This window comes from Cupriavidus gilardii, assembly GCF_017598945.1.
Lineage (GTDB): Bacteria > Pseudomonadota > Gammaproteobacteria > Burkholderiales > Burkholderiaceae > Cupriavidus > Cupriavidus gilardii_E.
Genome location: NZ_JAGFTW010000058.1, coordinates 328,971 through 352,936 on the forward strand (window position 1 = coordinate 328,971; position 23,966 = coordinate 352,936).

Here is a 23,966-nt window from a genome sequence, read left to right on the forward strand (position 1 = left end):
GAGGGATCCGTGGGCTGTGGCATGGGTGGCATTGAATAGCCTGTAGCCGCTACAGGGTCAAGCCACCCTACCTCGGGCGCGGTCAATACCTCAAGTCCTTGCCCTGATGCCGCGCCTCCCGCCGCGCCGGCCCGTTTCCGGCAGTCCTTCGCCTCGGTGCATCAACTCAGTGCGTCACCTCAGTGCGTCACATTCACCATCCAGTTCAGCCCGAAGCGGTCCTGCAGCATGCCGAAGCCCTCGGACCAGAAGGTCTTCTGCATCGGCATCATCACGCGCCCGCCCTCGGACAGCGCGTCGAACCACTGGCGCGCCTGGTCGAGCGTCGGCGCGACGATCGACAGGCTGAAGCCGGCAAAGGCCTCGGGCGGGGCGCCCGGCATGCCGTCGGAGGCCAGGATCTCGCTCTGGCCGACCGTCACGCTGGCATGCATGATCTTGTCGTCCCAGCCGGCCGGCAGCGGCGGCTGGGGGTCGCCCGTTTCGCCCTCCTCGGCCGGCATTTCCTTGAACCGCATCATCATGTTGACCTTGGCGCCGAGCGCCTTGCCGTAGAAGGCCAGCGCCTCCTCGCAGCGTCCCCCGAAATAGAGATAAGGCTGTATCTGCATGTCCGTCTCCTGGTCGATCGTGTCGATGAATGGATGGCGGCACCGTGCCGTCGCGTCGGCGCCGCGGCCCGCGGTCGTACCGCAAGGGCGCAGACATTATGCGCCGCTGCATTGCGGCCGCATTCGCCCGCTGTCAGCCGCTGCCTTGCAGCTTTGTCATGTTGCCGTCAGGGTCGCGGCCGCGGACCAGCGGTTACAATGCGGCCTGACCGTCGGCGCGGCAGTCGCCGCAGTGCCTGCCGCGCACCTTCGACACGGTCGCGCCCTTTCCACCCTTTTCTCCACCTTGCCGATCCGCTCGTGAACCGTCTGCCGCAACGCCTCCTGCTGTCTCTCGCCATGCTCGCGCTGCCGCTGCCGGCAATCGCCGGCACGGCGAAGCTGACGTGCGGCGCCGCGCAGACCACCGCGGCCACGCCGCTGATGAGCCGGCACGCGGCGCTGAAGCTGCAGGCCGAAGCGGAACTGCTGGGACGCGACCAGGCCGGCTGCCTCGGAGCGGACAAGGAGCGGGACACGGAAGACGATGCCGCCAGCGGCCATGCCGCCGACGGCGAAGACCGCCACGCGCGGTATTCCGGCGCCGCAGCCATGTGCCCCATCGCCGCCGTGCTGCCGGGACTGGAACTGAGCCAGTATCGCCACATGCCGCCGCGCTCGCCGCTGGGCACGCTGGCCGGCGCTTCCGCGGACATGCTGTTGCTGCAACCCCCGGCACGCTGCTGACCGGACCCGGCGGCATCGAACCGGCGCGACGTCGATCAGCTGACGCGATAGAACTCGGGCGTCTGGCCGGCGTTGACCGCGCGCTGGAGCCAGTCCGGCATCTCGCCGGTGCCATCCCAGCACTGACCCAACGCATTGCGATAGAGCACGCCGCCTTGCTGCGAAGCGGTGGAGGCCTGGCCGTCGCTGCCTGCGGGACTGGTCTTGTGCGCAGGCGCGGGCGTCGGTGTCAGTGTGGGTGCAGGGGCGGGTGTGGCCGAGCCGGCGGGAGCCGGCGCCGCCGCCGGGGCCGGGCCCGATGTTGGGGTGCCAGGGGCGGCGGCGTGGACGGACCTGGGCTTGGCGTCGGAGAAACATCCGGCGGCCACCAGATCGTCCAGCGACAGGCCGTAGCGATCCATCTGCGCGCGCACCCAGGCGGCCGCGGCTAGTCGGGCTTCATCGAACTCGGACATGGCGTTTTCGTGCACGCTGCCGGCCAGAAGCGGCCGACAGGCTGGGAGGACAACAGAAGGACTCGGCAGAGCCGGTCTCGAACATCGCGATTCTACAGGCTCGGCGGCGATACGCCCGGCCTGCGCGGCAAAACGACAGCGGTACGGCGACGATCTTCGATTTCCGACAGCGATGGTGGCAATTGGAAATCGCAAGGCCCAGCGTCTGATTGACCCGCGCGCGGTCATCGCGTACCGCGGTGTCGGCCAAGGCGCCGGCGCGGTTGTCTTTCCGATCTGCCGCGTGCCGGGCAGCAGCGCACGACACGGCGGCCTTGAATTGCGCCACGCCTTCGCGCTAAGGTCGAGCCTCTTTCGCCGCAAGCAGGATCGCTTCGTGTTTTCGCCGTTCCCCTTCCCTCTCCCGCGTCGATGCCATGGCGCGCGCGCCGGGAGCCCCCGCCCATGAACATCGTCGTCGACGTGCTGATCCTGCTCGGCGCGTTGCTCGCCATCGTGGCGGTGGTGCAGGTTGCCGCGGCGAGGCTGCGGCTGCCCGAATCGACGCTGCTGTCGGCCATCGGCATCGCCATCGGCGCGGGCTACGTGGCCATCGACGCCACGCTGCCCGAATTCGCCGAACACTTCCTGCATCCGCTGATCGACCCGTCGCTGCCGCCCGAAGCCTACCTGTGGATCTTCCTGCCGCCGCTGCTGTTCCATGCGGCCCTGACCGCCGATGTGCGCAGCATGCTGCCGGACGCGGCGCCGATCCTGCTGCTGGCGGTGGTGGCGGTGGTGGTGGCCACCGGCGTGATCGGCGTGGTCACCGCGGCGGCCAGCGGCATGAACCTGGTGGTCTGCCTGCTGCTCGGCGCGGTGGTCGCCACCACCGATCCGGCCGCGGTGATCGCGATCTTTCGCGATGTCGGCGCGCCGGCCCGGCTGATCCGGCTGGTCGAGGGCGAGAGCCTGCTCAACGACGCTGCCGCGATCGCGCTGGTCGGCGTGCTGATCGCGATGCTGACCGGCCACGGCGCCGAAGCCACGCTGGCCGCGGGTCTTGCCGAACTGGCCTGGGCCTTCGGCGGCGGGCTGCTGTGCGGGCTGATCGCCGGCCGGCTGCTGGCCGAACTGCTGCCCGGGCTGGCCGGCCTGGCGGTGGCCGAAGCCGCGCTGACGCTGGCGCTGCCCTACCCGCTCTATCTGTTGGCCGAGCAGTTGCTGCATGTGTCCGGCGTGGTCGCCGTGGTCTGCGCCGGGCTGACGCTGGGCGCGCTGGGCCCGACCCGGCTGAATCCGCCGAACTGGCGGCACCTGCGGATGATCTGGGAACAGTTCGCCGGCATCGCGGGCGCGGTGGTCTTCCTGCTGGCGGCGGTGCGAGTGCCGGCGCTGCTGCAGGGCGTCACGCCGCACCACGGCTGGCTGCTGCTGGCGCTGGTCGCCGCCGCGCTGCTGGCGCGGCTGGCGACGCTGTTCGGCCTGCTGCCGCTGCTGACCTGGCTGCGCCTGTCCGCGCCGATCGATTCGGCGTACAAGCTGGCGATCGCCTGGGGCGGGCTGCGCGGCGCGGTCACGCTGGTGCTGGCACTGGGCATTGCCGAGAACCGCGCGCTGCCGCTGGAAACCCGCCATTTCGTCGCGATCCTCGCCACCGGCTTCGTGCTGGTCAGCCTGCTGGTCAACGGCACCACGCTGCGCTGGCTGATCCGCCGGCTCGAACTGGACGTGCTGTCGCCGCAGGAACTGGCGCTGCAGCGGCAGGCGATCCGGCTGTCGACCGAAGAGGTCGAGAGCGCGCTGGACCGCCTCGCCGACAGCTTCGGCCTGCCGCCGTCGGCCGCACGCGAGGTCGCCGCGCATTACCGGCGCGACATCGAACTGGGTTCGGCCGATTTCGATTTCGACAGCGCGCTGTCGGAGCGGGCGCGGCTGTCGATCGGCCTGGTCACGCTCGCCACGCGCGAGAGCGAACTGATTCCGGAGTACGGCAACGGCGTGGTGTCGGTGGCCAATCTCGACGCGATGATGCGCAACACCGCGCAGATGATCGACGCCGCGCGCGAACAGGGGCGCCTCGGCTACAACCGCGCCGCGCGCCATATCCTCGACTACCAGAAGAGCTTTCGGATCGCGCTGTTCCTGCACCGGCGCCTGTCGATCGACCGGCCGCTGGCGCGCGTGCTGGCCGACCGCTTCGAACTGATGATCGTGCGCCAGACCGTGCTGCAGCGGCTGCGGCAATACAACCGCGCGATGCTGTCGCCGGTGTTCGGCGCGCGCATGGCCACCGTGCTCGACGGCGTGCTCGAGGACCGCTTCCGTGCCGCCGAGCAGGCGCTGCAGGAAATGCGCGAGGAATTCGGCAGCTACACCGTGGCGCTCGAGAAACGAATGCTGATGCTGTTCGCGCTGCGCAAGGGTCAGCACGAGCTGCAGTCGATGCGCGAGGAGAACGTGATCTCGCGCGAGGCCTACAACCAGATCGCGCGGGCGATCCGGCAGGCGTGGGAAGCCAATCTGGCGCGTCCGCCGTTGCGCGGCAGCTTCGGCGACGGAGCACGCACGCGGCCGCCCCCGGCCACGGTGCCGACGCCGCGCGCACCGGGCGAGGTCGCGCCGGCCGATCTCGATGGGGGCGAGGCGGGGATCGATGGGCGGTAGCCGCTGGCGAGCGCTTTTCCCTCTCCCCCAGCCCCTCTCCCGCAAGCGGGAGAGGGGAGCCTGCCAGCGGCATTGGGAGGGCCCGGGCTCCTGCCTATGCTGCCCCTCTCGGCCGGAGCAGGGAGAGAGGATGCGGGTGCCCCGGCCTGTCCAATGCCGCCAACGCGCTCCCCTCTCCCGCCGTGCGGGAGAGGGGTCGGGGGAGAGGGAAAACGGCGCCCGTATACTCATGACCCTGGCGCGCCGCGAATCCGGTTGGGGCGCCCCACACCACGCGCCAACGCAGCGCGTCTCACCGAACTTTCCCTTCCACATTCGATAACAGCACGGAGTAGCAGTCATGCGTGTCGCATTCCTCGGCCTCGGCGTCATGGGCTTTCATATGGCGGGCCATCTGGCCGCCAAGGGTCATCAGGTCACGGTCTACAACCGCACCGCGAGCAAGGCCCAGGCCTGGGTCGAGCGCTTCGGCGGCCAGGCGGCGGCCACGCCCGCGCTGGCCGCGCGCGATGCCGAGCTGGTCTGCAGCTGCGTCGGCAACGACGACGACCTGCGTGCGGTGCTGACCGGGCCCGACGGCGCCTTCGATGCCGCGCCGGCCGGCTGCATCTTCGTCGACCACACCACCGCCAGCGCCAACGTGGCGCGCGAACTGTACGAGCAGGCCAACGCGCGCGGCCTGCATTTCCTCGATGCGCCGGTGTCCGGCGGCGAGTCCGGCGCGCAGAACGGCGTGCTGACGGTGATGTGCGGCGGCGACGAGGCGGTGTTCGCGCGCGCCGAGCCGGTGATCTCGGCCTTCGCCCGTGCGGTCACCCGCATCGGCGGCCCCGGCGCCGGGCAACTCGCCAAGATGGTCAACCAGATCGCGATCGCCGGCCTGCTCGAAGGGCTGTCGGAGGCGATCGCGTTCGGCCAGCGCGCCGGGCTCGACATGCCGCTCGTGCTGTCGGTGATCAGCAAGGGCGCCGCCGGCTCGTGGCAGCTGGAGAACCGGGGCCCGACCATGGTCGAAGGCAAGTTCGACTTCGGTTTCGCAGTCGACTGGATGCGCAAGGACCTCGGCCTGTGCCTCGATGAGGCCCGCCGCAATGGTGCGACGCTGCCCGTCACCGCGCTGGTCGATCAGTTCTACGCCGAGCTGCAGCGCGACGGCGGCGGCCGCGACGATACCTCGTCGCTGATCCGGCGCCTGCGCGACTAAGCCGCCGGGACGAATCGGCGCGCGCGTCGTCCGATTCCTACATGGCTTTCAGCGCCGGACCGGGTGGGAGCCCGGTGGCGCGGGTCTATCGTTGAAGCAACCGGGAGCGGACCCCGCGGCGGCCGAACGGCGCCAAGGGGTGGCACGGTACTGAAGACCAACGAACAAACCCGCCAGGCTAGCCCTCGGCAAAGGAGCCTCCCATGACTCTAGGCACCATTCTCCTGATCGTGCTGATCATCCTGCTGATTGGCGCACTGCCTTCGTGGCCCTACAGCAGCGGCTGGGGCTACTGGCCCAGCGGCGGGCTTGGCCTGATCCTGCTGATCGTGATCGCGCTGGTTGTCATGGGCAGGTTGTAGCGCGAGGCGGCATTGCGGTAACGGTATGCCTTCCCGCCGCCTTGTTTGGGGACAGGGGGCGACGGGAAGGTGAAAAGGCGGTCGAGAGACCGCCTTTTCTTTTTGGTGTGGCGGGATGCCGGGAGGCCGGGGTGCCGGGGTGGAATGCCAGGGCCGTGTTCCCTCTCCCCCGGGCCCTCTCCCCCGGCCCCTCTCCCGCGGGGCGGGAGAGGGGAGCAAACCGCCGGGGACCGAGACGTTCAAGCCGCCGGTTTCGTCCCCGCGCTGCTGCGTTCGCCCAGACGGCGCAGCGCCAGCATCGGCAGCCGCAGCAGGAAGCCGATCACCAGCCGGATATGCATCGAGGTCAGCAGGATGTTGTCGCGGACATAGTGAAAGTGCGACACGCCGCCCTCGTCCTCGCGGAAGTAGCGCACCGGAGTATCGATGTTGATGGGCCGCACGCCGCGCCAGCACAGACGGATCGCGACCTCGGGATCGAAGTCCATGCGGCGCATCCAGCGGTTGCCCCGCATCACCGCGCACAGCGGCGCGATCGGATAGACGCGGAAGCCGTACAGCGAGTCGCCGATGCCGGCCCACAGCGTCTCGAGATCGGCGAAGACATTGCTCAGGCGCCGTCCGTAGACCCGTGCGCGGGGCGCGCTGTCGTCGAACACCGGCTTGCCCAGCACCATCGCGTCCGGATTGCGGCGCGACAGCTCCAGCATCTTGCCGATCATCGCGGCCGGATGCTGGCCATCGGAATCCATCGTCAGCGCGTGCGTGTAGCCCTCGGCGGCGGCCTGCTCCAGCCCGTGCAGCACCGCGGCGCCCTTGCCGCGGTTCTTCGGCAGCACCAGCACGCGCAGGCCGGGATCGGCCTCGGCCTGCTGCTGCAGCCATTCGGTGCTGCCGTCGGTACTGCCGTCGACGACGACCCAGACCGGGTTCCATTGGGCTCGCGCCTCGCGCACGACCTCGCGCACCTTGGGGCCGGGGTTGTAGCTCGGGATGATCACCAGATGCGTGGTCGAACGTTCGGTCATGCGGCCGTGCTCCATCAATGTGTTGTCCGTGGCCGGCCTGGCGCGCTGCGCGAGCGCCGGCCCCTGTCTGCGCACTGCTACCTTCTCCTCGACGTTTGTGATGTCCCGTTGGTTCCTCTGTTCATCCCTTTGTCTGTATCCGATGGCCGCATGCCGGGCGGGCCCGCCGTACCGTCACGCTAGCCGGTCACCATGCCGCCGTTGATCGACAGCACCTGGCCGGTGACATAGCCGGCCGCCTCGGAGACCAGATAGGCGACCATCGCCGCGACCTCTTCCGGCTGGCCGGCCCGCCCCATCGGCACCAGCTCGCGGACCCGCTCGGGCGGAAAGGCCGACTGCGCCATCGGCGAATCGACGATGCCCGGCGCCACCGCGTTGACCGTGACGCCGCGCGACGCCATCTCGATCGCCAGCGAGCGCGTGGCCGCAATCACGCCCGCCTTGGCTGCAGCATAGTTCACCTGACCGCGATTGCCGATCAGGCCTGCCACCGATGCGATATTGACGATGCGCCCCCAGCGGGTTCGCATCATCGGCATCAAGAGGGGCTGGGTCACGTTGAAGAAGCCATGCAGCGAGACGTCGATCACGCGGCGCCATTGCTCGCGCGTCATGCCGACCATCGGTGCGTCGTCGTGGATGCCGGCGTTGTTGACCAGCACCTGCACCGGGCCGTCGGCGAGGATGCGCTGCAGCGCGTGTTCGGTGGCGTCGGGGTCGGTCACGTCGAAGGCGATCGCCTCGGCCTCGCCGCCGGCGGCGCGGATGCGCGCGGCGACCTGCTGCGCCTCGTCCAGCCGCCGGTTGGCATGGACCCAGACGCGGCAGCCGCCGGCGGCCAGCGTCTCGCAGATGGCCTGGCCGAGCGCGCCGCTGCCGCCGGTGACCAGGGCCAGCTTGCGTGCGGGCGCAGGTCCCGACCGGGGCGACCGGTGCGACCGGGACGTCCGGGGCATCAGCGAGTACGGTTGGCGGCGGTGTAGGCCGCCAGGCTGCCCAGCGTCGCGAAGATAGTCTTGTTGTCCGGATTGTCCGAGCGCAGCTCGAATCCGTACTTCTTGGAGATCAGGAGTGCAATTTCCAGCACGTCGATCGAATCGAGGCCGAAGCCTTCGCCATACAGCGGCGTATCGGCCGTGACCTGGTCCAGCGTCAGCTCGGTAATGTCCAGTTCGCCGAGAATCATCCGGGCCAGTTCGATTTCGAGATCGGTCATTGTCGCTAAATGTAAGTTATGTCGTCGCGGCGGGCGCCCGGGCCGGAGCCGGGGCCGCGCAAAGCCGTGGGGTATACTGCGGCACCGCCTTCGGGCGCAATGCTACCAAGCCCACCGGGTTCACTCCACACGGGTGAAATTTGGTAACAACCTCGCCGCCACGGCGAGAAACGGAAGCCCCACACTTCGGGTCTTCCAGCCATAGTCCCCACAGATCGATGACCGGATCGCTTCGCTGCGGCCGCGGAAGTGCACTGCACGCCCTCCGCCGATGCCGCGCCGACGCCCCGACCGCGCCGCCATGCCAGTGTCCCGCATTCCGCGCCGATCGCGCCCATCGCGTTTTGCCGCCCGCCCTGCCGGCGGCGCCCTGGCGCATCCGTCCGCCGGGACCCTGCCGCTGATTGCGCATACCCGCAGCGACCGGATCGTCGCCTATCGGGACGGCGCCCCCATCACCGTGGCGCGTTTTCTGGCCGACGTCCGCCATCTGGCGTCCCGGCTGCCGGCCGGCCGCCACGTCTTCAACATGTGCGCGGACCGCTACCTCTTTACGGTCGGCCTGTGCGCGACCCTGCTGGCCGACAAGATCAGCCTGCTGCCGCCGGCGCATACCCCCGAGATGGTCCGCGAACTGGCCAGCTTCGCGCCGGACACCTTCTGCCTGCACGATGGCCCTGGCTGCGCTTGCGAAGTCGGGATGCCGGGCATGCGAGTGACGCTGCCGGCTGCCGATCAGGACACTGCCGAACACGCGGGCGCTGTCGCCATTCCGGCCATCCCGGACATCCCGGACATCCCGGACATCCCGGCGGACCGCACGCTCGCCTATCTGTTCACCTCGGGCTCGACCGGCCTGCCGATGCCCCATCGCAAGACCTGGGGCGAGATGGTGCGCAATGCCCGCGCGGCGGCGGCCAGGCTTGGCATCGACAAGCTTGCCGGCGCGACGCTGGTCGGCACCGTGCCGGCCCAGCACATGTACGGGCTCGAATGCACCGTGATGCTGGCCCTGCACGGCGGCGTGGCGCTGAGCGCGGCCCATCCGTTCTATCCCTACGACGTCGCCGCCGCGCTGGCCGCGGTGCCGGCGCCGCGTGTGCTGGTGGCCTCGCCGGTGCATCTGCGCACGCTGCAGCTGTCGCCGGTCGAGTTGCCGGCGGTGGCAAGGCTGTTGTCGGCCACCGCGCCGCTGGCGCCGCGGCTCGCACGCGACATCGAAGCGCGCACCGGCGCGCCGCTGCTGGAGATCTACGGCAGCACCGAGACCGGCCATATCGCCACGCGCCGCACCGCCCACGATGCGGCCTGGCAATTGCTGCCCGGCGTGACGCTGCGGCTCGACCGCTCGCCACGTGCCGAAGCGACGACCGTTGGCGACGATGCCGACGACGGCCCGGCGTGGCTGGCCAGCGGCGCCCATCTGCCGCAGCCGGTGGCGCTGAACGACGAGATCGAACCGCTCGACGCCCACCGCTTCCTGCTGCACGGCCGCAAGGCCGACCTGATCAAGATTGCCGGCAAGCGGACCTCGCTGGCCTATCTGAACCACCATCTGAACGCGATTCCGGGCGTGATCGACGGCGTCTTCCATATGCCGCGCGGCGAGCCTGCCGGCGGGCTCCGCAAGGAGGCGCGCCTGACCGCGCTGGTGGTGGCGCCTGGGCTGACCGCGGCCGATATCGTGCAGGCGCTGCGCACGCGCATCGATCCGGCGTTCCTGCCGCGGCGCGTGTTCTTCGTCGACAGCCTGCCGCGCAACGCCACCGGCAAGCTGCCGCGCGATCTGCTCGAGCCGCTGGTGGCGCGGCTGCAAGCCGGCCACGGCGCCCGCCACGGCGATCGCGCGGCCACCACCGTGCTGGGACCGGCATGAACAGCGCCGGCGTCTTCACCATCGCGTCCGGCCATCCGGCGCTACCGGGCCACTTTCCCGGCCAGCCGATCGTGCCCGGCGTGGTGCTGCTCGACCACGCGGTGCTGCGCATCGCCGCCGCGCTCGGGCGGGCGCCGCAACCTTCGCGTCTCGCCTCGGTGAAATTCCTGGCGACGGTCGTGCCGAACGAACCGGTCGCGGTCCGCTATGCGTGCGTGGGTGACGGCACCGCGGACGACATCGCGCACCACAACGCCGACCACGACGCTGACCACAAGGCAGCCCAAACGGTCCGTTTCGAGCTCGAAGCCCCGGGCCGCACCGTCGCCAGCGGCATGCTGACGCTGCCTGGCCCGGGGGCGCCGACCGACACGGCGGTATGACGGCACAGCACAAGAGCCACGCGGCGCCCGCCGAGGACTGGAGCAGCCAGCCCGAGCGCAGCCATCTGCGCCTGCTTCGCGCGATGCGCTGGCTGTCGCTGCGCCTGGGCCGGCGCGCCAGCCGCGTGCTGCTGTGGCCGGTGGTGGCGATCTATCTGCTGATCTCGCCGGCCGCACGCCGCACCTCGCGGCGGTATTTGTCGCGCGCATTGGGACGCCCGGCCGGCGTGGCCGACGTGTTTCGTCAGGGCCTGGCCTTCGCCTCGACCATCCACGACCGCGTCTATCTGCTGAACGGCCGCCTGGATCTGTTCGATATCCGCGTGCACGGCGAGCCGATCATCCAGCAGGCCATCGCGCGCGGCGGCGGCGCCTTTCTGTTTGGCGCGCACCTGGGCAGCTTCGAGGCCGTGCGCGCGGTCGGCCAGCGTTATCCTGCGCTGCGGCTGGCGGTGATGATGTACCAGGACAACGCCAGCCGCCTCAACGACGTGCTCGCGGCGATCAATCCCGCGGTGCGGCAGGACGTGATCGCGCTGGGCCGGCTCGACGCGATGCTGCAGGCGCGCGACTATCTGGAGCGGGGCTACCTGCTCGGTCTGCTGGCCGATCGCACGCTGACCCGTCTGGCCACCGACCCGATGCGGCACTGCCAATTCCTCGGCGCACCGGCGCCTTTCGCCACCGGACCGCTGCGGATGGCGGCGATGCTGCGCCGGCCGGTGCTGTTCATGACCGGGCTGTATCGCGGCGGCAACCGCTACGACATTCATTTCGACACGATCGCCGACTTCTCGGCGACGCCGGCGGCCGAGCGCGAGGCCGCCATCGAGGCCGCGCTGCGCCGCTATGTCGACCTGCTCGAGCGGCATTGCCGGGCGGCGCCGTACAACTGGTTCAACTTCTACGATTTCTGGCAGGCGGCGGCGCGCACGCCTGCGGACGCATGATGTCGATGACCCGGAACATCCAAGGCTTTGGCTCGCTTCGTCTTGCGCTTGCCGTTCGTCTCGGGGCGGCGTGCTGCGTGGCCCTGGCTTGTCAGTTGCCGCTGGCCGCAGCCGCGAGCGCGGCATCGGCGGCCACCGCACCGGCACGCGCCGACGCCGCCTGGAGCGTCGACCGGCTGATGGCGACGCTGGCCGGGCAACCCTCCGGCCGCGCCCGCTTCGTCGAGAAGAAGTACATGGCGATGCTGGAGCGGCCGCTGGAATCGAGCGGCGAACTGCGCTTCGTCGCCCCGGACCGACTGGAAAAACGCACGCTGGCGCCCAAAGCCGAGACGCTGCTGGTGCACGGCGACATGCTGACGGTCGAACGTGCCGGCCGCAAGACCACCATTCCGCTGGGCAACCATCCCGAGCTGGCGGCCTTTATCGAGAGCCTGCGCGGCACGCTGGCCGGCAACCGGCAAGCGCTGGAGCAGTACTACCGGCTCGCGCTGGAGGGCACCGCCAAACGGTGGACGCTGACGCTGACGCCATCCGACAGCCGTATGGCCGCGGCCATCGCGGCGATCCGCATCGACGGCGCCGGCGAGCGGCTCGAACGGGTCGAGATCCGCCAGGCCGACGGCGACCGCTCGGTGATGACCATCGTCCCGACCGGCAGCCGATGAGTCAGGCCGGCCATCGCTTGCTTGCCCGCACGTTTCCCGCGCGGCTCGCGGTCGCGCTCTGGCTGGCCTTCGTGCTCGCCTGCGCGGCGATCGTGGCGCGCACGACCTTCACCGCCGACCTGTCCGCCTTCCTGCCGCGCGCGCCGACTGCCGAACAGCAGTTGCTGGTCGATCAGCTGCGCGACGGCCTGGTGTCGCGGCTGCTGCTGATCGGGATCGAAGGCGGCGGCGCGCAGGATGGCGCCCGGCGCGCGGCGCTGTCGAAGGCGCTGGCCGGCAAGCTGCGCGGCAATCCGTCGTTTGCCGCGATCGGCAATGGCGAGCCGGTCAACCGCGAGCGCGACCAGCGCTATCTGTTCGCTCACCGCTATCTGCTCAGTCCCGCCGTCACGCCCGAGCGCTTCACCGAAGCCGGCCTGCGCGCGGCGATCGGCGACACCATCGATCTGCTGGGCTCGTCGGCGGGGCTGATGATCAAGCCGCTGCTGCCGCGCGATCCGACCGGGGAGGTGGCGACGCTGCTGGCCGATCTCGACCCGAGCCATGGTGCGGCGATGCGCGACGGTGTCTGGGCCTCGCGCGATGGCAAGCGCGCGGTGCTGCTGGCGCAGACCGCCGCGCCAGGCTCGGACCTCGACGCGCAGGCGCAGGCCATGAAGGCGATCCGCTCGGCCTTTGCGGAGGCGGTATCCGAGTCGGGTGCCAAGGCCGGGGAATTCCGTCTGGTGATGTCCGGCCCCGGCGCGATCGGCGTGCAGACGCGCGACACCATCCGCGCCGAAGTCGAGCGGCTGTCGGCGATCGGCATCGCGGTGATCGTCGCGCTGCTGTGGTTCGTCTATCGCTCGCCCACGGCGCTGGCGCTCGGGCTGGTGCCGGTGCTGTCGGGCGTGCTGGCCGGCACCGCGGCGGTCGGCCTGGGCTTCGGCATGGTCCACGGCCTGACGCTGGGCTTCGGCACCACGCTGATCGGCGAGTCGGTCGACTATGCGATCTATCTGTTCGCGCAGACCGCGCAGGACCGGGCGCAGGACCGGGATGGCGATGGGCAGGCGCAAGCCGCCGCCGCGACGGCCGTGCGCGAACGCTGGACTCGCGCGTTCTGGCCGACCGTGCGGCTCGGCGTGCTGACCTCGATCTGCGGCTTCGCCTCGCTGCTGCTGTCGGGTTTTCCGGGGCTGGCGCAGCTCGGCCTGTTCTCGATCGCGGGCCTGGCCACCGCCGCGCTGGTGACCCGTTTCGTGCTGCCGCAGCTGATCCCCGCGCGCTGGCGCATGCGCGATCTGCGGCCGCTCGGCAACCGGCTGGCCCGAGTCGCGGCGCATGCGCCGCGTCTGCGCTGGCCTGCGCTGGCCCTGGTGCTGGCCGCCGCGCTGGCGCTCGTGTGGATCGTCGCCGTGCAGCGCACGCCGTTGTGGAGCCAGGAACTGACGTCGCTGAGCCCGGTGCCGGCGGACACGCAGGCGGTCGATGCCAGCCTGCGGGCCGACCTCGGTGCGCCTGACGTGCGCTATCTGGTCACCGTTTCCGCGGCCACCGAACAGGCCGCGCTGCAAGGCGCGGAGCGCGTCGGCGCGCAGCTCGCGCCGCTGGTCGCACAGGGCGTCCTCGGCGGCTTCGACAGCCCTGCCCGCTTTCTGCCGAGCGAGACGACCCAGCTGGCGCGGCTGGCGGCGCTGCCGCCGCGCGACGAACTGGCCGGACGGCTGCAGGCGGCCGTGGCCGGGCTGCCGGTCAAGCCGACGCTGTTCGTGCCCTTTCTCGACGAGGTCGCTCGCGTGCGCGAGATGAAGCCGCTGACGCGGGCCGACCTGCGCGGCACGTCCATGGCGCTGGCGGTCGATGCGCTGCTGACCGAGCACAACGGCCGCTGGACCGCGACGCTGCCGCTGCGTGCGCCGGCGTCGGCCGAGGCCCCTGCGGCGGCAAGCCCGGGGCTGGCCGCAGCGCAGTCGCCCACAGCAGTGCCCACCGCCATCCGCGAGGCGATCGCCAAGGCCGGCGTCGCCGATGCGCTGTTCGTCGACCTCAAGGGCGAGTCGGACCGGCTCTATGCCGGCTATCTGCGCGAGGCGCTGCGGCTGTCGCTGGGCGGGGCCGCCGCCATCGCGATCCTGCTGCTGATGGCGCTGCGTTCGCCGCGCCGCGTGGTGGCCACGCTGCTGCCGCTGGCGGCGGCCGCGCTGGTGGTGATCGCCGCACTGGCGCTGGCCGGCAAGACGCTGTCGCTGCTGCACCTGGTCGGCATGCTGCTGCTGGTCGCGGTGGGGTCGAACTACGCGCTGTTCTTCAATGGCGCGGCCGGGGCAACCGACAAGGCCGCGGCAGGCGAGCCGGCGGCCATCGCGCCGCGCACGCTGGTGTCGCTGCTGCTCGCCAACCTCACCACGGTGGCCGCCTTCGGTCTGCTAGGCTTATCCCATCTGCCGCTGTTGCAGGCCTTCGGCCAGACGGTCGGTCCGGGCGCGGTGCTGGCGCTGCTGTTCTCGGCGGTATTCGCACCGGCGGCCATGCTGGGCGCTGCGCCCCGTCCGACCCAGGCCGGTCACGATCAGGAGGCAAGTCCATGACGCGCATGCGCAATTCCTATCCCGGGCCGCAATCGACCGCCGCGCCGGGCACGGTCCGCAGCTGGCGGCCGTCGGCGCTGATCGGCGGCGCGGCCGCCGTTCACCTCGGCGCCGTGGCCGCGGTGCTGGCCCAGCCGGCCACGCTGCCCTGGGCCGCCGGCTCGGTGGTCGCCGCCAATCTGCTGCTGGCCGGCGCCGGGCTGTGGCCGCGCAGCACGCTGCTGGGACCGAACCTGCTGCGGCTGCCGCCCAGCGCCGGCCACAGCATCGCGCTGACCTTCGACGACGGCCCCAATCCCGAGGTCACGCCGGCCGTGCTCGACCTGCTCGACGCACACGGCGCCCGCGCCACCTTCTTCTGCATCGGCGAACGCGCGCTGCGCCATCCCGATCTGGTGGCCGACATCGTGCGCCGGGGCCATGCGATCGAGAACCATACGCAGCATCACTGGCTGCACTTCTCGACCTTCGGCCCCGGGCGCATCACGAAAGAGGTCGGCGAAGCCCAGCGTTTGCTGACCGAGCTGACCGGCCAGGTGCCGCGCTTCTTCCGCGCACCGGCCGGGCTGCGCAATCCGCTGCTGGAGCCCGCGTTGTGCCGGCACGGGCTGCGGCTTGCGAGCTGGACGCGGCGCGGCTTCGATACCTTCCGCGGTGGCGACCCCGACAAGGTCGAAGCGCGGCTGCTGAAGGACCTGGCCGCGCGCGACATCCTGCTGATGCACGACGGCAACCCGGGCACCGACCGCAGCGGCACGCCGATGATCCTGGTGGTGCTGCCGCGTGTGCTGCGTGCCATCGACCAGGCGGGGCTGCGTTATGTGACGCTGCGCGAGGGGGTGCCGGCATGACGCGGTGGACCGATGCCGCCGGCTCGGCCGGCGAGGCGCTGATCGCGCGCGCCAGCGCCCGCTACCGCGCAGCCGACCCGTTTGCGGTCCATTTCGCTCGCTTCAAGTTGCGCAACGATCCGGTCTTTGCGATCGCGCTGGCACAGGGCCTGATTCCGGACGGCGCGCGCATTCTCGATATCGGCTGCGGCCAGGGCCTGCTGGCGAGCTGGCTGCTGGCGGCGCAGCAATGCCATGCCGGTAGCTGGCCGCCGGGATGGCCGGCGCCCCCGGTGCCGCGCTCCTATCTGGGCATCGAACTGACCCCGGCCGACGCCGGGCGTGCCCGCGCCGCGCTGGCCGAGCCGGGACCGTGGCCGGCCGAAATCCGCCAGGCCGATGCCCGCGCCGCGGTGGCCGAGGTCGCCGCGGCCTGCGACCTGGTGGTGCTGCTCGACGTGCTGCATTACATCGACCGCCCCGCGCAGGAGGCGCTGCTGCGGGACGCGCTGCGCTGCCTGGCGCCGGGCGGGCGGCTGCTGATGCGGGTCGGCGACGCCAGCGCCGGCTGGCGGGCCCGCTACAGCCGCGCGGTCGACCGCGTGGTGCAGTGGCTGCGCGCCGGCCGCACCAGTCCGCTGACCTGCCGGCCCGCCGACGAGTGGCGTGCGCTGCTGCGCGGCATGGGCATGACGCTGCGCGAGGTGCCGCTGCCGCGCGATGCGCATGGCGCCAATGTGCTGATGGTCGGTACGCTCGATACCGAGGTCCAGCATGGCGCCGGAACACCGGGACCGGCGCAGCGCCGCGGCACCGTGACCGCCGCCGGCGAGGTGGAGCCGCTTTGATACAATCGCGCCGCCCCTCGGTGCCCGCCACCGACCGCCATGCCGGCAACGCCGGCAATACCGGCCACTCCGGCGCGGCTTCGCATCGCGCCGCCTCGCATCCCGATCGTCCGCTGTCCCCGTCTTCGTCCGTGCTTGCGCTGCAGTTTTCCCATTTCACCGTCACCAGTTGTCTGGGTCGCGGCCTTGCGGCGACCTCCGCCGCGCTGCGCGCCCAGCGCAGCGGCCTCGCGCCGTGCCGCTTCGGCGACGTGCGGCTGCGCACCCATGTCGGCGAAGTTGCCGGCGTCGACGACGCGCCGCTGCCCGCCGAATTCGCCAGCTTCGACTGCCGCAACAACCGGCTCGCGCGGATGGCGCTCGAGCAGGACGGCTTTGCCGAACGCGTGCGGGAGGCGATGTCGCGCTACGGCGCCCATCGCATCGGCGTGTTCCTCGGCACCAGCACCGGCGGCATCCTCGAAACCGAACAGGCCTACCGGCGGCGCGATGCCGCGACCGGCGCGCTGCCGGCGGGCTTCGAATACGCGCATCGGCACAGCCCGTTCTCGCTGCCGGCGTTCGTGCGCGCGTATCTGGGTCTGACCGGCCCCGCGGCCGCGATCTCGTCGGCGTGCTCGTCCGGCGCCAAGGTCTTCGCCTCGGCACGCCGCATGATCCAGGCCGGACTGATCGACGCGGCGCTGGTGGGCGGCGTTGATTCGCTGTGCCATACCACGCTGTACGGCTTCCATTCGCTGGAACTGGTGTCGGCCGAGCCCTGCCGGCCGTACGACGCGCGCCGCAACGGCATCTCGATCGGCGAAGGCGGCGCCTTCGGTCTGCTCGAACGCTTGCCTGAAGGTTCGCCTGCCGTGGCAGCGGCGGCGATGCCGGACGATACGGTGCTGCTGTGCGGCGTCGGCGAATCGAGCGACGCGCATCACATGTCGAGCCCGCATCCGGAAGGGCTCGGCGCACGGCTGGCCATGGAGCAGGCGCTGGCCGACGCCGGCCTGACGCCGGTCGACATCGACTATATCAATCTGCATGGCACCGCGACGCCGAGCAACGACGCCGCCGAGGGCAAGGCGGTGCTGGCGCTGTTCGGCACGACGCCCTGCAGCTCGACCAAGGGCGCGACCGGCCATACGCTGGGTGCGGCCGGCGCGATCGAGGCGGTGATCAGCGCGCTGGCGCTGCGCGAGGGCTGGCTGCCGGCCGGCATCGCCGATACCGAGCTCGATCCCGCGCTGCCGGTGCACTATCTGCTGCAAACCCCGACGCCCGATGCGGCACCGCGTCCGCGCTACGCGATGAGCAATGCCTTCGGCTTCGGCGGCTCCAATTGCAGCCTGCTGTTCGGCCGCGCCGACGTGCATCTGCGGGGCGAACCGCGATGACGGCGCCGGTGTTTGTCGAAGGGATCGGGCTGCTCGGCCCGGGGCTGACCGACTGGCAGCAAGGCGCCGCGATCCTGCGCGGGCAGGCGCCCTATTCGCCCGCCGCCACCGCATTGCCCGCGCCGGAGGGTCTGCCGTCAGCCGAGCGCCGGCGCACCGGCCCCGCGGTCAAGCTGGCATTGGCGGTCGGCCGCCAGGCGATCGCCGCCAGCGGACGCGATGCCGCCACGCTGGCGACCGTGTTCAGCGCCTCGGGCGCCGACGGTCACAACTACCACGCGATCTGCGAATCGCTGGCCGGCGACGACCCGCTGATCTCGCCGACCCGTTTCCACAACTCGGTGCACAACGCGCCGGCCGGCTACTGGAGCATCGCCACCGGCGCGATGGCGCCGTCCAATGCGATGTGCGCGCACGACGGCAGCTTTGCCGCCGGGCTGCTCGACGCCTACAGCCAGGTGCTGGCGACCGGCGCGCCCTGCGTGCTGATTGCCTACGACACCGACTATCCCGAGCCGCTGCGCAGCGCGCGGCCGATCCCCGATGTGTTCGGGCTCGCGCTGGTGCTGACCGCCGAGCCGGGGCCGACGACGCTGGCGAGCCTGCGGCCTTCCCTGGTGATCGACGGCGACGCAGCGACGCCGATGGCTGACGCCGCGCTCGAAGCGCTGCGCGCCACCATCCCGGCCGCGCGCGCCCTGCCCTTGCTGCAGGGGCTGGCGCGCGGCGACGATGCCACGGCGGTGCTCGATTATCTGGACGCGCTGCGGCTGCGCGTCGACGTCGCGCCATGGCGGTGAACGAAGACAACAACGTCGAACCGTCGGCAACCGGCATGCCGCCCGGCATGCCGCCCGGCACGCCGGTGGGCCGCGACTGGATCGCCGCGCATATCCCGCATCGCGGCGCGATGTGTCTGCTCGACGAGGTGGTCGACTGGAATGCGCAGCGCATCCGCTGCGAGGCGCGCAACCATGCGTCGCCCGATCATCCGTTGCGTGCCGAAGGCAGGCTCGCAGCGCTGTGCGGCATCGAATATGCCGCGCAGGCGATGGCAGTCCATGGCGCGCTGCTGCGGACCGGCGCCGCGGCCGCGCCGCGTGTCGGCTATCTGGCCAGCGTGCGCAAGGTGGAGATCCACGCCGAGCGGCTCGATACCGTGGCGGGCCCGCTGACGATCGAGGCCGAGCGCATCGGCGGCGACGAACGTCAGGTGCTCTACGAATTCGCGCTGCGCGCCGGCGACGCCGTGCTGCTGACGGGGCGCGCGGCGGTGGTGCTCGATGCCACGCCGGCCGACTGCGCTGTTGCCGGCCGAGCGTGACGTGCGGTTGTCGCGCCTGGGCGCTCAGCCCTGGGCTGCGACCTTCGGTGCGGGCAGCACTTCGCCGCTGACCTCGCCAAAGCCGATGCGATAGCCATCGCCCTGGCACCAGCCGCTCATCACCACTTCATCGCCGTCCTGCAGGAAGCCGCGCTCCACGCCGCCGGCCAGCTTCAGCGGCTCGTTGCCGTTGCGGGTCAGCTCCAGCAGGCTGCCGTACGAATCCGGCGTGGTGCCGCTGATCGTGCCCGACCCCATCAGGTCGCCGACGCGGACATTGCAGCCCGACACCGTGTGGTGAGCCAGCTGCTGCGCCATGGTCCAGTACATCGCGCGGAAGTTGGTGCGGCTGATCCGCTCGGCACGCTCGGCGCCCTGCGGACGCAGCGCGACCTCGAGCTCGATGTCGTAGGCGTTGCGCGCCGACTGGCGCAGATACGGCAGCGGTTCGGGCGATTGCTCGGGATTGTCGCGGCGGAACGGCTCGAGCGCGTCCATCGTGACGACCCACGGCGAGATCGAGGTGCCGAAGCTCTTGGAATTGAACGGCCCCAGCGGCACGTATTCCCACTGCTGGATATCGCGCGCACTCCAGTCGTTGAGCAGCACCATGCCGAACAGATAGTCGTCGGCCTGGTCGACGCGCACCGGCTCGCCCAGCGCCGAATCCTTGCCGACGATGAAGCCCATCTCCAGCTCGTAGTCGAGCTTGCGGCAGGCGCCGAAGATCGGGCGCGTCTCGTTCGGCAGCTTGATCTGGCCGTTCGGGCGGCGGATCGGCGTGCCGCTGACCACCACCGAACTGGCACGGCCGTTGTAGCCGATCGGGATTTCCAGCCAGTTCGGCAGCAGCGCGTTGTCGGGGTCGCGGAACATGCGGCCGACGTTGGTCGCGTGTTCCTTCGACGAGTAGAAATCGGTGTAGCCGGGAATGTCGACCGGCAGGTGCAGCTTCGCGCCGGCCATCGGCACCACGGCGCGCTCGCGCAGCGCGGCGTCGTCGCGCAGCGTCGGCGTGTCGGCAGACAGCAGCGCGGCGATGCGCTGGCGGGTCTCGCGCCAGACCGGGCGGCCGAGCGCGATGAAGCGGTTCAGCACGGGCGCGGCAAAGGTGCCGCGGACCGCGGCCGGCAGCAGGCCGGCTTCATCGAGCACGGACAGATCGACGATGCGATCGCCGATCGCCACGCCAACGCGCGGGGCCTGGGCGCCGTGCGAGAACACGCCGTACGGCAGGTTCTGCAGCGGGAAAGGGGTGGCGGCGTCGTTGGCCGATTCGATCCAGCTGCGGGAGGATTGGGCTTGGGTCATGGATGCAATGCGTTCGGTGTTTTGGGTACGGTTCGGTACGTTGATGCTATCGGCGGCGATCGGCGGCAATCGGCGGCAAGTGCACGCCATCAGCGCACGTTCGGGTTGAAATGCTTCTTCAGCCCTTGCCAGCAGCGTTGGTAGTCGGACTGCAGCGCGGCCGATTCGGCGGCGTAGCGCGTGGGGCGGATCACGGTCGGCGTCTCGAACATGAAGGCCATCGTGTCGGAGATGCGGTGCGGCCTGGTGGTGTCCGCCTCGGTGGCGCGCGCGAACGTCTCGGCGTCGGGGCCGTGGCCGCTCATGCAGTTGTGCAGGCTGGCACCGCCCGGGGCGAAGCCTTCGGCCTTGGCGTCGTAGACGCCTTCGATCAGGCCCATGAACTCGCTGGCGATATTGCGGTGGAACCAGGGCGGACGGAACGAGTGCTCCATCGCCAGCCAGCGCGGGCCGAAGATCACGAAGTCGATGTTGTCGACGCCCTCGGTATCGGACGGGCTGTGCAGCACCAGGAAGATCGACGGGTCCGGATGGTCGAAGCTGATCGAGCCGATCGTGTTGAAGCGGCGCAGATCGTATTTGTACGGCGCGTAGTTGCCGTGCCAGGCCACCACGTCCAGCGGCGAATGGCCGATCTTCGCGCGCCACAGATTGCCCTGGAACTTGGCCACCAGCTCGAAATCGCCCTCGACGTCCTCGTACCAGGCCACCGGGGTCTGGAAGTCGCGCGGATTGGCCAACCCGTTCGAGCCGATCACGCCCAGGTCCGGCAGCTTCAGCAACGCGCCGTAGTTCTCGCAGATATAGCCGCGCGCCTCGCCGTCGAGCAGCTCGACGCGGAAGCGCACGCCGCGCGGCACCACCACGATCTCCTGCGGCTCGACCTCGAGCACGCCCAGTTCGGTGGCCAGGCGCAGCCGTCCCTGCTGCGGCACGATCAGCATCTCGCCGTCGGCGTTGTAGAAGAAGCGGCCCTGCATCGAGCGGTTGGCCAGGTACAGGTGGATGCCGCAGCCGACCATCGCGTCGGGGCCGCCGTTGCCGCCCATCGTGACGATGCCGTCGATGAAGTCGGTCGGCGCGTCGGGCATCGGCAGCGGGCTCCAGCGCATCTGGTTCGGCGACGGCGCGACGTCGTCGAAGCGGCTGACGATGCGCGATTGCTCGATCCTGACGAAGGACTCGTGCATCGCCGCCGGGCGGATGCGGTACAGCCACGAGCGGCGGTTGTGCGCGCGCGGCGCGGTGAAGGCGGTGCCGGACAGCTGCTCGGCGTACAGGCCGTACGGCGCGCGCTGCGGCGAATTCTGTCCGACCGGCAGCGCCCCGGGCAGCGCCTCGGTGGCGAACTCGTTGGCGAAGCCGGACTGGTAGCGCAGCGCGCCGGCGTCGATGTCTTGGCGTAGTGCTTGGGTCATGGTGGTCCTGACAGACGGTCTGGGTAAGGTTTCGGGAAAGGATTGGCTTGAAGGGATCTGCTTATGCCGGCAAGGGAATCGGCACCGCAGCCTCCGCCTGCGGATTCGGCACCGCGGGCGGTACGGCGGCGCGCGCGAGCGCCATTGCCTGCCGCAGCACCGCGGTATCACCGATATGGTTGGCCAGCAGCAGGATCAGCTGTGCGTTGGCGGCCTGGCTTTGCGCATCGCTCAGATCGCGATGCATCTCGAGCAGCGATTCGTAGACGTCGTCCGGCTGCGCGAGATTCGGTTCGGTGACGAGCTGCGCGGCCTGCGGCGTCGACTGTGCCGGCTCGGCGCGCCATTGCACGTCGATCATGCCGAGCGCGCGGCGCAGCGCGCCCTGCAACGCATCGGCCTCGATGTCGCGCCAGCGGGCGCAGACATGCTGGTCCGGGCGCAGCAGATAGCAGGTGCCGGGCTGGCCGTCGTAGCGGCGTGCGGCCAGTCCTTCGATATCCTCGAGCACGACCGCGCCGTGCGGCAGCGTTGGCGATGAAGACGGCGGCATGGCCGCGGGCACCACGCAAACGACCTGGATCGGCACCGGCGCAGAGGCCCCCTGTTCCAGCGCCGCGCACGCGGTCGGCGACAGGCCATCGGCATCGGCGAACACCAGCGCGGTAAAGCCCTTGCCGAGATGCGGCAGCAGCCAGCTCTCGCCCTTTTTCACACCGCCGAGGACGTGCACCGGCGCATCGGCGCAGACCGCGCCCGGCACCATCGCGCCGGCAAACGGCGCCGTATCGGGCGTGTTCAACGGCGACGGCGTCAGCACGGTCGGCGTCGACAGCCTGCCGCTGTTGACCAATTGGCGCGCGAATGGATGCTGGCGTGCGAGCCGCAGCACCGAGTCGCGAAACACGCGGCTGGCCGCGCTCTTCGGCGTGATGAAGTCGGTCGAACGGGTCGAATGCAGGATGTTCTCGTCGGCCGCGTATTCGCGCTCGCTGGCATAGGTGTCGAGCAGCGCGTCGGGCGCCAGCCCGGCCAGCACCAGCCGCAGCTTCCACGCCAGGTTGTCGGCGTCCTGCACGCCGCTGTTGGCGCCGCGCGCGCCGAACGGCGAGACGCGATGCGCGGCGTCGCCGGCGAACAGCACGCGGCCATGGCGGAAGCGCGCCATGCGCTGGCACGAGAAGGTGTAGACGCTGACCCACTCGAGCTCGAACTGCGCATCCGGGCCGAGCAGCGCGCGCAGCCGGGGAATCACGCGTTCGGGCTGGCGCTCCTGTTCGGGATCGGCATCCCAGCCCAGCTGGAAATCGATGCGCCAGATATTGTCGGGCTGCCGGTGCAGCAGCACCGACTGGTTGCGGTTGAACGGCGGATCGAACCAGAACCAGCGCTCGGCCGGAAAGCCGGCTGCCATCCGCACATCGGCGATCAGGAAGCGGTCGCGGAACGTCCGGCCCTGGCTTTGCAGCCCCATCAGTTGACGCACGGGACTGCGCGCGCCGTCGGCCACCACCACGTAGCGCGCCAGCAGCGTGTAGTCGCCGTCGGGCGTCGACACCGTCAGCACGACCCGATCGGGCCGTTGGGCCTCCTGCCGCAAACCGCTGACGCGATGGCGCCAGCGCAGCTCCAGGCCCGGCAGCTCGCCGGCGCGATCGACGAGATAGCCCTCGACGGAGTATTGCTGCAGGTTGATGAAGGCGGGACGATGATGGCCGCTCTCGGGCAGCAGATCGAAGCTGTAGACCTGCTCCTGATCGAAGAACACGCGGCCGACGTGCCAGCGCACACCCTTGTCGACCATCCGCTCGCCGCAGCCCAGACGATCGAAAATGTCCAGCGTGCGCTTGGCGAAGCAGATCGCGCGCGAACCGCTGGTCAGCGTGCAATCGTCATCGAGCAGCACCACCGGCACCTGCTGCTGCGCCAGGTCGATCGCCGTCGACAGGCCGACCGGACCGGCGCCGATCACGACCACGGGCCGCACGACAGCTTGCGCACCCGGCTGCTGCTCGGCGCAGGGCCGGTAGGCGAAGGTGCGGGACTGGGTGTTGTCGCCTGCCTGCGCTGTGCGCTGAGCTGTGCCCTGAGCTGTGGTTTCCATATCGTCTCCATCCTGCCGCCGCGCCCGCTGTCCCGCGGACTGCGCCGGCCA

20 protein-coding genes and 1 pseudogene are annotated in these 23,966 nt (G+C 70.6%); 13 read left to right on the forward strand and 8 right to left on the reverse strand.

Annotated elements, in window-relative coordinates; genetic code table 11:
* Positions 1–179: 179 nt before the first annotated feature.
* Entirely contained in the window at positions 180–611 is a 432-nt protein-coding gene (locus J5T34_RS22475) for a VOC family protein (protein ID WP_208583079.1), read from the reverse strand.
* Between the two features lie 300 nt (positions 612–911).
* Here J5T34_RS22475 and J5T34_RS22480 point away from each other — a divergent pair, with 300 nt between their 5' ends.
* Positions 912–1,337 (forward strand): hypothetical protein, encoded by a 426-nt coding sequence (locus tag J5T34_RS22480; protein WP_208583080.1) that lies wholly within the window; start codon positions 912–914, stop codon positions 1,335–1,337.
* Positions 1,338–1,372: 35 nt separating this feature from the next.
* Here J5T34_RS22480 and J5T34_RS22485 read toward each other — a convergent pair whose 3' ends face one another.
* Positions 1,373–1,792 (reverse strand): H-NS histone family protein, encoded by a 420-nt coding sequence (locus J5T34_RS22485; protein ID WP_208583081.1) that lies wholly within the window; start codon positions 1,790–1,792, stop codon positions 1,373–1,375.
* Between the two features lie 444 nt (positions 1,793–2,236).
* On the opposite strand from J5T34_RS22485, the gene J5T34_RS22490 reads away from it, so the two are divergent.
* The 3 genes from J5T34_RS22490 (at position 2,237) to J5T34_RS22500 (ending at position 6,004) form a co-directional block, all read left to right on the forward strand.
* A complete protein-coding gene (locus J5T34_RS22490) occupies positions 2,237–4,438 on the forward strand; it encodes a cation:proton antiporter (protein WP_208583082.1) in 2,202 nt (733 codons plus the stop codon).
* Between the two features lie 340 nt (positions 4,439–4,778).
* Positions 4,779–5,642: an NAD(P)-dependent oxidoreductase gene (locus tag J5T34_RS22495; protein ID WP_208583083.1), complete on the forward strand. Its 864-nt coding sequence runs from the start codon at positions 4,779–4,781 to the stop codon at positions 5,640–5,642.
* 203 nt (positions 5,643–5,845) lie between these two features.
* A complete protein-coding gene (locus J5T34_RS22500; RefSeq protein WP_006577307.1) occupies positions 5,846–6,004 on the forward strand; it encodes a DUF3309 domain-containing protein in 159 nt (52 codons plus the stop codon).
* 239 nt (positions 6,005–6,243) lie between these two features.
* Here the strand turns inward: J5T34_RS22500 and J5T34_RS22505 are convergent, their stop codons facing one another.
* The 3 genes from J5T34_RS22505 to J5T34_RS22515 form a co-directional block, all read right to left on the reverse strand.
* Positions 6,244–7,032 (reverse strand): glycosyltransferase family 2 protein, encoded by a 789-nt coding sequence (locus J5T34_RS22505; protein WP_208583084.1) that lies wholly within the window; start codon positions 7,030–7,032, stop codon positions 6,244–6,246.
* Between the two features lie 179 nt (positions 7,033–7,211).
* Positions 7,212–7,991: a 3-oxoacyl-ACP reductase FabG gene (gene fabG / locus J5T34_RS22510; RefSeq protein WP_244259153.1), complete on the reverse strand. Its 780-nt coding sequence runs from the start codon at positions 7,989–7,991 to the stop codon at positions 7,212–7,214.
* Positions 7,991–8,251, reverse strand: coding sequence for a phosphopantetheine-binding protein (locus J5T34_RS22515; protein WP_006577304.1), 261 nt, complete (start codon positions 8,249–8,251; stop codon positions 7,991–7,993). The genes fabG and J5T34_RS22515 overlap by 1 nt, the downstream gene beginning before the upstream one ends.
* A gap of 301 nt (positions 8,252–8,552) precedes the next feature.
* On the opposite strand from J5T34_RS22515, the pseudogene J5T34_RS22520 reads away from it, so the two are divergent.
* From J5T34_RS22520 to J5T34_RS22560, 9 genes and pseudogenes are all read left to right on the forward strand, one after another.
* A pseudogene (locus tag J5T34_RS22520) lies at positions 8,553–10,510 on the forward strand (AMP-binding protein).
* A complete protein-coding gene (locus J5T34_RS22525) occupies positions 10,507–11,460 on the forward strand; it encodes an acyl-CoA synthetase (protein WP_208583085.1) in 954 nt (317 codons plus the stop codon). Before J5T34_RS22520 ends, J5T34_RS22525 begins: the two are co-directional and overlap by 4 nt.
* Positions 11,457–12,128, forward strand: a complete 672-nt coding sequence (locus J5T34_RS22530) for a LolA-related protein (protein ID WP_208583086.1) — start codon at positions 11,457–11,459, stop codon at positions 12,126–12,128. The genes J5T34_RS22525 and J5T34_RS22530 overlap by 4 nt, the downstream gene beginning before the upstream one ends.
* Positions 12,125–14,698 carry an MMPL family transporter gene (locus J5T34_RS22535; RefSeq protein ID WP_208583087.1) on the forward strand — a complete coding sequence of 858 codons (2,574 nt, stop codon included), beginning with the start codon at positions 12,125–12,127 and terminating at the stop codon, positions 14,696–14,698. The genes J5T34_RS22530 and J5T34_RS22535 overlap by 4 nt, the downstream gene beginning before the upstream one ends.
* On the forward strand, positions 14,695–15,549 hold the full coding sequence (locus tag J5T34_RS22540; protein WP_244259154.1) for a polysaccharide deacetylase family protein: 855 nt from the start codon (positions 14,695–14,697) through the stop codon (positions 15,547–15,549). The genes J5T34_RS22535 and J5T34_RS22540 overlap by 4 nt, the downstream gene beginning before the upstream one ends.
* A complete protein-coding gene (locus tag J5T34_RS22545) occupies positions 15,546–16,376 on the forward strand; it encodes a class I SAM-dependent methyltransferase (RefSeq protein ID WP_208583088.1) in 831 nt (276 codons plus the stop codon). The genes J5T34_RS22540 and J5T34_RS22545 overlap by 4 nt, the downstream gene beginning before the upstream one ends.
* Before the next feature lie 131 nt (positions 16,377–16,507).
* A complete protein-coding gene (locus J5T34_RS22550; protein ID WP_208583223.1) occupies positions 16,508–17,758 on the forward strand; it encodes a beta-ketoacyl-[acyl-carrier-protein] synthase family protein in 1,251 nt (416 codons plus the stop codon).
* Positions 17,755–18,558, forward strand: coding sequence for a beta-ketoacyl synthase chain length factor (locus tag J5T34_RS22555; RefSeq protein ID WP_208583089.1), 804 nt, complete (start codon positions 17,755–17,757; stop codon positions 18,556–18,558). Before J5T34_RS22550 ends, J5T34_RS22555 begins: the two co-directional genes overlap by 4 nt.
* Before the next feature lie 35 nt (positions 18,559–18,593).
* A complete protein-coding gene (locus J5T34_RS22560) occupies positions 18,594–19,082 on the forward strand; it encodes a hotdog family protein (protein ID WP_208583224.1) in 489 nt (162 codons plus the stop codon).
* Between the two features lie 24 nt (positions 19,083–19,106).
* Here J5T34_RS22560 and fahA read toward each other — a convergent pair whose 3' ends face one another.
* The 3 genes from fahA to J5T34_RS22575 form a co-directional block, all read right to left on the reverse strand.
* Positions 19,107–20,393, reverse strand: a complete 1,287-nt coding sequence (gene fahA / locus J5T34_RS22565) for a fumarylacetoacetase (RefSeq protein ID WP_208583090.1) — start codon at positions 20,391–20,393, stop codon at positions 19,107–19,109.
* Positions 20,394–20,482: 89 nt separating this feature from the next.
* Positions 20,483–21,811, reverse strand: coding sequence for a homogentisate 1,2-dioxygenase (hmgA, locus tag J5T34_RS22570; RefSeq protein WP_208583091.1), 1,329 nt, complete (start codon positions 21,809–21,811; stop codon positions 20,483–20,485).
* 61 nt (positions 21,812–21,872) lie between these two features.
* Complete coding sequence (locus J5T34_RS22575) at positions 21,873–23,915, reverse strand: FAD-dependent monooxygenase (protein WP_208583092.1); 2,043 nt, start codon at positions 23,913–23,915, stop codon at positions 21,873–21,875.
* Between the last annotated feature and the right edge of the window lie 51 nt (positions 23,916–23,966).